This is a genomic window from Flavobacterium ginsengiterrae (assembly GCF_039539785.1).
In the GTDB taxonomy this organism is placed as follows: Bacteria; Bacteroidota; Bacteroidia; order Flavobacteriales; family Flavobacteriaceae; genus Flavobacterium; species Flavobacterium ginsengiterrae.
This window is the reverse complement of sequence record NZ_BAABDU010000011.1, coordinates 241502-253412: the sequence shown is the minus strand read 5'-3', so window position 1 is coordinate 253412 and position 11911 is coordinate 241502. Positions and strand designations below refer to the sequence as shown.

7 protein-coding genes are annotated in these 11911 nt (G+C 34.0%); 6 read left to right on the top strand and 1 reads right to left on the bottom strand.

The features are described from left to right. The first annotated feature begins 6 nt into the window (after positions 1–6). From ABD859_RS23550 to ABD859_RS23525, 6 genes are all read left to right on the top strand, one after another. Positions 7–489, top strand: a complete 483-nt coding sequence (locus ABD859_RS23550; RefSeq protein WP_345147288.1) for a DUF2271 domain-containing protein — start codon at positions 7–9, stop codon at positions 487–489. Positions 490–624: 135 nt separating this feature from the next. Beyond that, complete coding sequence (locus tag ABD859_RS23545) at positions 625–2808, top strand: PepSY domain-containing protein (RefSeq protein ID WP_345147286.1); 2184 nt, start codon at positions 625–627, stop codon at positions 2806–2808. Positions 2809–3109: 301 nt separating this feature from the next. Then, positions 3110–4099: an FAD:protein FMN transferase gene (locus ABD859_RS23540; protein ID WP_345147284.1), complete on the top strand. Its 990-nt coding sequence runs from the start codon at positions 3110–3112 to the stop codon at positions 4097–4099. 223 nt (positions 4100–4322) lie between these two features. Continuing rightward, entirely contained in the window at positions 4323–6701 is a 2379-nt protein-coding gene (locus ABD859_RS23535; RefSeq protein ID WP_345147282.1) for a TonB-dependent receptor, read from the top strand. 31 nt (positions 6702–6732) lie between these two features. After that, positions 6733–8061 carry a hypothetical protein gene (locus tag ABD859_RS23530; RefSeq protein WP_345147280.1) on the top strand — a complete coding sequence of 443 codons (1329 nt, stop codon included), beginning with the start codon at positions 6733–6735 and terminating at the stop codon, positions 8059–8061. A gap of 216 nt (positions 8062–8277) precedes the next feature. Next, entirely contained in the window at positions 8278–9006 is a 729-nt protein-coding gene (locus ABD859_RS23525) for a YARHG domain-containing protein (protein ID WP_345147278.1), read from the top strand. A gap of 362 nt (positions 9007–9368) precedes the next feature. Here ABD859_RS23525 and ABD859_RS23520 read toward each other — a convergent pair whose 3' ends face one another. Continuing rightward, positions 9369–11777 (bottom strand): glycoside hydrolase family 2 TIM barrel-domain containing protein, encoded by a 2409-nt coding sequence (locus ABD859_RS23520; RefSeq protein WP_345147277.1) that lies wholly within the window; start codon positions 11775–11777, stop codon positions 9369–9371. Positions 11778–11911: the final 134 nt, after the last annotated feature.

Genomic DNA, 11911 nt, shown 5'->3' with positions numbered 1-11911 from the left:
TACAAAATGAAATCTATATTTAAAACTGCACTTTGCGGAGCTCTTTTATTTTTTGCTGCTATACAGGTAAACGCGCAATCAAGCAAATACAAATGCATGCTTCAAATGACTAATTATATGGGAGAAGGTGCTTATATCGTAGTATCGCTTATTAACCCAAATGGTGCATACGAAAAAACGCTTTATGTTATGGGCGATGACAAAAAATGGTACAAATCACTAAAAGAGTGGAATAAATTCCATGCTCAAAAAAGTGAAGACATCAGCGCAAAAACAGGAGCATCTGTAACAGGAGGCGATCGCAGCGTAACAACAATAGAAATCGAAGATTCTAAAATAAACAAAGGTTACAAACTGCGTTTTGAATCAGCAGTTGAAGATCAGAAATATTATGTAAGCGATCTTGAAATCCCGCTTTCTACAGAAGGTCTCGCAGATAAAACAGAAGGAAAAGGATACATTAAATATGTTCGACTTAACAAAATATAATTTTTTGTACATTATTTCTTAACCTAATTATAAGCATGAATTCTATTTTTCTGCTTAAAATTGAATCTGGGCTTTGTCAAAGTTTTTAATTTTGACAAAGCTTTAAACATTTATTACATTTCTAGAATACATTCAATGACTCTTTCTTTCTGGCGTTATGCACATTTGGCTCTGGCCTTGTTTTCTTCGATATTTCTGCTTTTGGCTTCCGTTACTGGAATTATTCTGGCGGTTGATGCGGTACAGGAAAAAACACTTCCGTACAAAGCTGCAGATTTTGACAAAATTACGTTAGCGCAGACACTGCCTGTATTAAAAAAAGAGTATTCTGAAATTACCGAACTTTCTGTTGATTATAATCAGTTTGTGACTTTACAGGCGATGGATAAAGACGGAAACGACGTAAATGCGTACATTGATGCCAAAACAGGAAAAACATTAGGAATTCCTGCTAAAAAAGGCGAATTTATTAAATGGATAACTGGTTTTCATCGTTCACTTTTTCTTCATGAAACTGGACGTTTTTTTGTCGGCATAATTTCATTTTGCCTGCTTTTGATTTCGATTTCCGGTTTTGTTTTGGTTTTAAAAAGACAAAGAGGAATTCGCAATTTCTTTTCGAAAGTTATAAAAGAATATTTCGCCCAATATTACCATGTTGTTTTAGGGCGTCTGGCTTTAATTCCAATTTTGATTATTGCACTTACCGGAACCTATTTATCGCTGGAAAGATTCAACTTTTTTATGGGTGAAGAAAAAGCGAAACCTGTAAAAACAGAACTTTCGGCAGAAGCCAAAAAAACTTCTGTATTTAAAACGACACTTTTATCCGAAGTCAAAAAAATTGAATTTCCCTTTACAGACGATCCCGAAGAATATTACATCATAGAACTTAAAGACCGTGAAATTGAAGTAAATCAGGTTGACGGAACTGTAATTTCAGAAAAACGTTCACCGTTTACCGTTCAATTATCAGCTTTAAGTCTTGATCTTCATACAGGAAGAATAAACGGAATTTGGGCTGTTATTCTGGCAATTGCCTGTATTAATATCCTTTTCTTTATTTATTCTGGTTTTGCGATTACTTTAAAAAGAAGATCAAGCCGAATTAAAAACAAATTTAAAGCTCACGAAAGTACTTTTATACTTCTCGCAGGTTCAGAAAACGGAAGCACTTTTCGTTTTGCCAATGCCATTTTAAAACAATTAACAGATCAGGGACATAAAGCTTTTATAACCGAAATGAATAATTTTTCGGTTTATCCAAAGGCGGAACATATTATTGTTTTTTCGTCAACACACGGTTTAGGAGATCCGCCTTCAAACGCACGGAAATTTAAAACACTTTTACAGAAACAAAATCAGGATCAGAAAATTCAATTTTCGGTAGTTGGTTTTGGTTCAAAATCATATCCGGATTTCTGCGGATTTGCGGTTGAAATAGATCAGTTGTTAGAAAAACAAAACTGGGCAGAACGCTTTTTAGAATTGCAGACCGTTAATGATAAATCAGCAGTAGAATTTACAGAATGGATTAAACTTTGGAGCGCCAAAACACAAATTCCGCTTGCCACTACTCCATCTTTATACAATCATGTTCCAAAAGGTCTTGATAAATTAATGGTTTTAGACAAAACACCAATTTCTGATACTGAACATACTTTTATATTAACCTTACGCGCCGCAAGCCGAACAAAATTTGCTTCAGGCGATTTGCTGGCTGTTTATCCGGCAAATGATTCCAGAGAACGTTTATATTCTATTGGAAATCATTCTGGAAATATACAATTAGTAGTCAAATTACATCCAAACGGTTTAGGTTCGGGATATTTAAATAATCTGGAACCGGGCGATACAATAAAAGCCAGAATTATTAATAATAAAGCATTTCATTTTCCTAAAAAAGCATCAAAAACAGCTTTTATTTCAAACGGAACCGGAATTGCTCCATTTTTAGGAATGATCGAGCAAAATAAAGCTAAAAAAGAAATACATCTTTACAGCGGATTCAGAATGGTAACGCCTACTCTTTTGGCTTATAAAAAGTTCGCCAAAGTAATGAAAGAAAAACAGCATCTTGAACATTTTCACGTTGCTTTATCGCGCGAAGCCAAACAAATTTATGTAATGGATTTAATTCGCCGAGACAGCTTATTTTTTATGAATCTGCTAAAAGAAAACGGAGTTATTATGATTTGCGGTTCGCTTGCCATGCAAAAAGATGTTGAAACGATTCTTGATGATTTGTGCAGAGAAAACGAAATTAAAACTATCGCAGAATACAAAAATAACGGCCAGATTTTAACGGACTGCTATTAAAATTTAGAATTTTAGATTGCAGATTTTAGATTGCAGATTTTAGATTGTAGATTTTAGATTTTAGATTGCAGATTTTAGATTGTAGATTTTAGATTGTAGATTTTAGATTGCAGATTGTAGATTGCAGATTGTAGATTTTGGATTATTGATTATTGATTATTGATTTATCAACTTAAAAATCCCAGAGGGATTACATATTTGTAGAAAATTAATTAATCCCCATAAAGGAAGCCCCGGAGGGGCGAAATAATAGAAAAAACACAATCCTCTGGAGCTTAAATTATAATTTTAAAGATTTTTAATGAATCGATTTTTATCATATAAATTCTTGTTTCTGTTTACTATTATTTGTTTTTCTGCAAATGCTCAGGTTTTGCGAAAAAGAACAACACTGCTTATGGGCGGACGTTTCGATATCAGCATTGTGGATAAAGATTCGCTTTCGGCAGAAAAAAACATTGATATTGTTATTGCAGAAATCACCCGAATTGAAAATCTGATTTCGGACTGGAAATCAGATTCGCAGGTTTCTCAGGTAAATCAAAACGCAGGAATCAAACCTATAAAAGTAGATCGCGAAGTTTTTCAATTAACACAAAGAGCCTTAAAACTTTCTGCAATTACCAACGGCGGATTCGACGTAAGTTTCGCTGCAATGGACAGAATCTGGAAATTTGACGGTTCTATGAACGAAATGCCTTCGGCGGAAGCCATAAAAAAGTCGGTAGAAAAAGTAGGTTATAAAAATATTATTTTAGACAGTGTCGAGTCGACTATTTTCTTGAAACTAAAAGGAATGAAAATTGGCTTTGGTGCTTTGGGCGAAGGTTATGCAACCGATAAATGCCGTGCTATGATGATCGAAAAAGGCATTCAGGCCGGGATTATAAACGGCTCCGGCGATATGAGCACCTGGGGAAAACAACCTAACGGAAAAGACTGGAAAATTGGAATTACAAATCCGTTTCATCCCGAAAAACTTTTGGCAGCAGTTCCAATAAAAGACGGTGCTGTAACCACTTCCGGCAGTTATGAAAAATTTGTTGTTTTTAATGGAAAACGATATTCACACATTATAAATCCTGCAACCGGATATCCTGCAACGGGTTTATGCAGCGTAACTGTTTTTGGTCCAAATGCTGAAACAGCAAACGGATTAAGTACTTCGATGATGGTTTTAGGACAAAAAGAAGGACTTCTTTTACTTCAAAAATTCCCTGATTACAGCTGTGTTATGATTACTGATAAAGGGAAAGTGATTAAATCGAAGAATTTTAATTATAAGTTATGAAGTTATTAGTTAACTACAAAATATCAAGGCTTGCAATTCTGCAGGTTTTTTTTTACAAAAACAGTAATGAATACACCTAATTATTTAAGATTAAAATCTCTAATGTAAATCTAATAATCTTCTAACGGGTTTATTTAGATCAAATTTAAATAATAACATAAGTTTGCTGCCATATCAAAATCAGTACACTTATAATATGAGAATTCTTTACTTTCTCCTTTTCATGATAACCTTTTCCGGATGGTCTCAAAACGGAAAAATTACAGGAAAAGTAACTTTTACCAATAATGAAATTGCCTTTGGAGCTTCTGTACAAATTACCGGCACTGCGAAATTTGCGGTGATTGATAATGACGGAAAGTTCGAATTTAAAGGTCTTCCTTACGGAAATTATACTTTGGAAATTTCATCGATGGAAGCCAAAAAGAAAACCGTAAATATTGTTTTAAACCGTCCATTACAAGAGATTACAATTTCTTTAGAAAAAATAACTGATCCAAAAGTTTTAAAAGAAGTATTCATTCAAAAAACCACTGCAAAAAAAGAAATCATACAAAAAGGTTTCTCTGTAAATGTTATAGAAACGCAGGAAGCAGCAAAAAGAAACATTCAGACTAATGATTTATTAGGACAATCTGCAGGAGTTAGAATCAGACAAAACGGAGGTTTAGGCTCTAGTGTAAATTACAATTTAAACGGAATGTCGGGCAACGCAATCCGAATATTTATTGACGGAATTCCGATTGCTACTTATGGATCTTCTTTCAACTTAAATAGTATTCCGCCAGCTTTAATTGAGCGTATTGAAGTTTACAAAGGTGTAATTCCGGCGCATTTGGCCGATGATGCTTTGGGCGGCGCAATAAACGTTATTCTAAAAAAAGGAGCTAAAAATACTTTGAATGCTTCTGTTTCTTACGGTTCGTTTAATACTATTCAGTCCAATTTTAATACTACTTATCGCGATAAATCAGGTTTTACCTTAAAAGGTTCCGGATTTTATAATTACTCTGACAATAATTATGAAATATGGGGAAAATTTGCACGCGATGTTCAGGCAGATGGCGTAATGAAGGAAATAAGAGCTAAACGTTTTAATGATGCTTATCGTTCTTACGGAGGCCGTTTTGAACTTGGTTTTACAGATGTTGAGTGGGCTGACACTTTTTTAATTGGTATTAATCTGTCTGATGATTATAATGAAATTCAACACGGTCAGGCAATGTCAACACCGTATAAAGGAAGATTTACAGAAGCAGATGCAAGGGTAATCAGCATTAATTATGCTAAAAAAGACTTTATAGTTAAGGGTCTGGAATTTACTATAAATTCTGTCTTCAGCCAGAGAAATGAGGTTTTAAATGATACTGTAAAGTGGAATTATAACTGGTTTAATCAAAAAGCAATTGGACTTAAAGGTCTTCCTGTTTTAACGCCGTATGGCGCACAACAGGGAGCGCCGACAATCCTTCATATTAATAATAAAATTTTCAGCACGAGAGGCGGTTTAAATTATTCTATAAATGAAAATCACAGATTGGTATTCAGTACTATGCTGTATTCATTTATGAGAGATGATCGTGATGAAATGAAATCAGAACTCGAAAGAAGTTTTCAGCAAATGCGTGATCTGGAAAAAAACATACTTTCATTTGCTTATGAATTTCAAGGGTTTGGCTCACGTTTAAGAACAAATTTATTTGGTAAAAGATACCAGCAGAAAGTTGAACAAAGAACGCCGTTAATAACAACAGTTAACGGGCAGTCAACACTAACTGAAAATTATGAAAGCAGTACTACTACTAATTATGGTTATGGTTTCGCCGCTTCATATTTTGTGCTGCCCAAAGTAATGTTATCAACATCTGCAGAAAAAGCTGTCAGACTTCCTTCTGAAAATGAAATATTTGGGAATCCCGGCGAAAATCAAATTCAGAACAGCGCTTTAAAACCAGAGCGAAGTAACAATTTAAATGCGGGTGTGCGTTTTGGTCCGTTTGCTGTTAATGATCATAAATTCAGTTTTGGCGGTTCTGGTTTCTGGAGAAACTCAAAAGATAAAATTGTTCGTCAATTCAGCACCAGAGTTAATGAGGCGCTTCAGGCAACACCATCTGTAAATATGGGAACAGCCCAATCTCTTGGTTATGAAGCTTCATTAGAATATTCAAATAAAAACAGGCTGTTTTTATCCATGAATATGTCAAGGTTTAATTCTCTTTTCAAACTTAAATATGATCCAAGCGGCAAAATCTACGACAATTATAATAAACAATATCCTAACGAACCATATTTTATAATTAATGCGAATGCTCAATATAATTTTAAAAATGTATTACAGGAAAAATCAGAATTAAATCTGTATTACAATTTTACTTATGTAGGTGAATTTTACACGACATGGCTTGAGACAGAAATGGATAAAACACCATCTCAATTTCCACATGATCTGGGTTTGAGTTACACATTTCCAAGCAGAAGATATATTGTAAGCTTTGATGCTAAAAACATTACAAACGAGCAGGTTTATGACAATTTTGCTGTTCAAAAACCAGGAAGAGCATTTTATATAAAACTAAACTATACACTTAATAAATTTTAGTAACTAATAATTAATCTTTAATGTAATCAATATGAAAAAAAGTACATTTAAACTACTGGCATGTGGATTGGCTTTTACCACATTTGCGCTGACAAGCTGCAGCAGTGATGATAATAAAAATGAAGAAACTCCGGTAGCTCCAACTGAAGACAGATGGATAACAGTAGCCGGAGCTATAATGCAGACTAATCCGGGCGACGGCGACGGAGGAACAAAAGTATATTCTGTAAGCAAAGAAGATGCAAAAAATCCAAATGTTTCTATTAATGTTTATGATAACGGAGAACCTGTTCAGTCAAGCAGAACAGCGCGTTTACAATCGTCTGTAGACGGAAAAACACTTTTTAATATTACTTACACTGGTGCAAATGGCGGTCAGTTTATGACTTACAATGTAAACGGAGGTAAAAACTTCTCTCAGTCAGGACAAACTGTAAGTATTGCACAATATGCTGGAGCTTCACCAAGATGGGTTAAACTTTTTGATGGTGACAAAACAGGTGTTGCCGTAAACGTAACCGCTCCCGTTGTAACAACTGAAGCCGATGGAGTAACATATAAACATACAAGAGGTACTGCAACCGTATTGAGTTTAGATTTTCTGGGAATTAAAATTGCAACTTATGAGCAATATCCTCTTCCTTTATCAGCAGAAGAAGAAGCTTTAGGACATCATATTTTCCGTTTAGATGCTCCAACACTTAACAAAGCAGGAAACAAATTAATTATTGGAACATGGATGCGTAAAACAAATCCTTCAACAGGAACAAATGAAAGCGGATTTGAGCGTATAGGATCTAAATCAGTTGTAGTAGACTATCCTTCTCTACAAAATCCAAAAATTATTACTTCTACTGTTGGTTTTGGTGATACAAGCGGTTACAGAAGTTTCAACAGCTTTGTGGCAAATGATGGAAATATCTATCAGGCAACACAAAGAGATACTAAAAACGGTTCTTATATTTTAAAAATTAACCAAAGTAATGAATACGACAACTCATATGTTTTTAGTTTAGATACTGCTCTAGGGGTTAAAGGCTCTTATGTTGATGCTTGGAGATATGTTGGAAACGGAATTGCATATGCTGTTTATCACCACGAAGGAAGCGATCAGGGTTTTGTTGCAAGACTTGATTTAAATGCAAAAACAGCAAAATTAGTAGACGGTATTGCGTATGATGCTGACTTAGATTTTGGTCAATACCAAGGATTTGTAGTTGACGGGAACGAAATTTATATTGCCGTTACACCAGTTGGAAAAGATGGAAATATTTACATTATTGACTCTGTAACTGGTGCTGTAACTAAAGGTGCAAAATTGGTCAACAAACCAGGAAACCACTACATAGGTGTTTTCTAATAAACGATAACTTGAATTATAGCGATAATTCTTGATTTTTTTTTAATGGTGAAACATTCCGCTTCTTAATTGAGGCGGAATGTTTTTTTTTGACTAATAATAAAAATGTAAAATAAATTCTATTAATTATATTCGCAGATACCAATTGCTTCTTAAAAGTCACATTTGAAAAACTTTAAAAACTCACTGAAACTCTAAATACTTAACATCAAAAAAATGAACCGAATTGCTTTATTATTTATACTATTCAATCTTACATCTAATGCACAAACACTTAAAGATTGTTCTGCTTGCGCCGTAAAAATCATCAAAACAGAACAGATAAAAGATTTAAGCATAGATGAAATTCGGTTATTATCGAATGAAATTTTTGCTAGAAACGGCTATCAGTTTGAAAATTCAAGGTTTCAAAACTATTTTGAAACTAAATCGTGGTATAAATCCATCGCAAATAATAAAAGTATCGTTTTAAAAGAAATAGAAAAACAAAACATTAAAATCTTACAAGACCAGACTAAGCTGCTGAAAGCCGAACAGGAGGAACTTATCAATCAGCTCAAAACCTTAAAAAAATTAGTTTTGACAAACCAAACAGATGAGCTTAAATCAAAATTTGGTTTTGTGTACGAACAGCAGTATGGAAGCGAAAATGCTGAACTACTAAAAAAAGTATTCAATAAAATAAATCTGGATGATATTAATTACTACAAAAGCAACGGTTTAAATAGTGTAATGACAGACAATGGTTTTGTAAAAATTGTTTATGAACTAGCTATAGAAAAAAGAGAAATAAATCTCTATTACAATTACATGAGCCATTCTAAAATAATTGAAGGTTTTGATGAATTTAACGATTATCATTCTGAAGATGAATACATGTATAACTGGCAATTTGAATTTAAGAACAACAAACTCAAATTTATAAGACTCGCAATTGCGGGATAAAAGTTTCTTATAGAAACATTATAAATTCAAAATTTATAAAATGAAGAGAATAGTCATTTGCGTCATTAGTTAAATACCATATAAGTTTAATTAAACCAAAACTTAAAATTACTTACATTGTTTATGTGGTTTAAAAACTTTTATATTTCGCTCCTCTGGAGCTTTTTATAGGATTGGAATTATATTTTCTATAAATATTAAGCTCTTCCAGAGCTGAAAATCCTTTTTTTTAATGTTCTATGCAAAGCTTCGAAAAACCTAAAATCGTACATATTATGTTTTAATAGAAAGCTTCGGAGAAGCTAAATATTTATAGAAAAAACATCCCATGAATAGTATCACAGCCCCAGCGGGGCGACATATTAATTGACGTTTATTTGAATTGACGAAACTGGAATTCTATTTCCAGCCGTCGCTTTTAACTGAATATTTTCTTTCTTCCCATTCGACTGAATAATCGCAATACATTTTCCGTTAAACAATTTACAGGAATTGGCTTTAAACGAATCCAAATTGGCTTGATAACCATTATCAACACCAACTAATTTTCCTCCGCCGGAAACCTCAAAATTTATTAAATCCATAGCGTTTGGAATTAAACTCCCGTCTTTATCGGTCATAGAAACCGTTACATAGACCAAATCGTAAGTATCATTTTTAATTGTGGTTTTATCGGCTTTCAAATCAATTTTTGACGCTTCTCCAGCTGTGTGAATTTCCTTTTCTAAAACTACTTTTCCATTCTTTCTGGAAACCGCTTTTAATATTCCAGGTTCAAACTTCACTTTCCATGAAATATGCAAATCATCATTTTGTTTCGATTTTGTTCCAAGCGATTTTCCGTTTAAGAAAAGTTCCACTTCATCTGCATTATTGTAATATGCCCAAACGTTGATTTCCTGATCTTTTTTCCAGTTCCAATGTGGTAGAATATGTAAAACGTCTTTTTTTGACCATTCGCTTTGGTACATATAATACACATCTTTTGGAAGTCCGGCTAAATCCACAATTCCGAAATACGAACTTCTTGCCGGATACGGATACGGATCTGGCTCTCCGATATAATCAAATCCTGTCCAGATAAAAGTTCCCGCCATGAAATCCTGACTTTTTATGGTTTTCCAGTTCTCTTCGTGCGTGGCACCCCAATACGATTTCACCTGATCGTAAGCCGAAACCGTCCAATCTGCATTTCCGTCAAAAGGAGCGCCATGTTTAGTTGGCCAGGCTTTAATAACTTCCGATTGATCGTAATGTCCGCGAGTTTCCAAAGCTGAAACACTTTCTGAAGCTAATATTTTCTGTCCTTTAAATTTAGTTGGGAAATCCTTATAATCTTCATGTTTGTAATTGAAACCCAATAAATCTAAAGCGCCTGACTGATAAATAAAGTTTTTCTCGATTACATTTTCTGTCAAAGCAGAAGTTACGGGACGAGTTGTATCTAAAGATTTTACGATTTTAGCCAATTCTCTCGTAATCGCAATTCCCGTTGAATCAAACTGCTCACGAATTTCGTTACCAATACTCCACATCATAACTGACGGATGATTGCGATCTCTTTTGATGAAATCTTCTAAATCTTGTTTGTGCCAAGCATCCCAATCTTTGTGGTAATCGTTGGTTACTTTTTTCTTCTTCCAAACATCAAAAGCTTCGTCCTGAACGATGAATCCCATTTCATCACACAATTGCATCATTTCCAAAGAATGCGGATTATGAGACATTCTGATGGCATTGGCTCCCATTTCTTTCATTAACGTCAGTTTTCTTCTAACCGCGTGAATGTTTTCTACAGCGCCCAAAGCACCATTATCGTGATGAAGGCAAACGCCTAATATTTTCGTTGGAACTCCATTCAAAGAAAATCCTTTTTCAGCATCAAAATTGAAATAACGAAATCCTAAAGGTGTTTCGTAATTGTCAACCAATTTCGATTTCTCGTACACTTTTGTAATCACTTTATACAAATACGGATTTTCGGTATTCCATAATTTTGGCTGTTTCACTTCCAGATTGTGAACTTTTTTCTCAGAAGTTTTAGCTCCGATTTTTTCTGTCGAAGTGAAATTCGCCACTTCTTTATTGTCAGTATTTACAATCGAAGTAACCAGTTTAAATTCTTTCGAAGATGCATTATCATTATCAATCGTAACTTCAATATTAACTTTAGATTTTTCTGCCGAAACTTCTGGAGTTGTTACAAAAGTTCCCCACTTTCCAACATGTAATTTCTCCGAAGTAACCAGTCTCACATTTCTGTAAATTCCAGAACCTGTGTACCAACGAGAGTTTGGTTGTGCATCATTATCGACTTTTACGGCGATAATATTCTGTTTTCCAAAGTTCAAATACTGCGTTAAATCATAACCAAAAGAAATATAGCCATTTGGACGCATTCCTAATGATTTTCCATTAATGAAAACTTCACTGTTCTTAAAAACACCATCAAATTCAATTGAAACCGTTTTGTTTTTCCAGTTCGCAGGAATACTAAAAACTTTGCGGTACCAGCCTTTTCCGGCAGGCAAAAATCCTTGTGCTTGTTTGGTTTTAGCGTCTTTATCAAAAGGTAATTCAATACTCCAATCGTGCGGTAATTGAAGCGTTCTCCAATCAGCTGAATTATAATTTGTGTTTACCGCTTCTGGATAATCTCCTAATTTAAAGTTCCAGTTTTTATTGAAGTCTTCTACAATTCTGGCTTGTTTTTGCGCCATTATTGCTGTTGAAAACAAGATTGCAAATGCAAGTGTAATTTTCTTAACCATATTTATTTTTTTTCTCTCGCAAAGTCGCAAAACCGCAAAGTTTTTTTCTTAACCATATAAGTTATATAAGAGAATTTAAGCTTTGTCTAAAATGAACTTAAATAACTTATATGGTTTAATTTTCTTTGCGACTC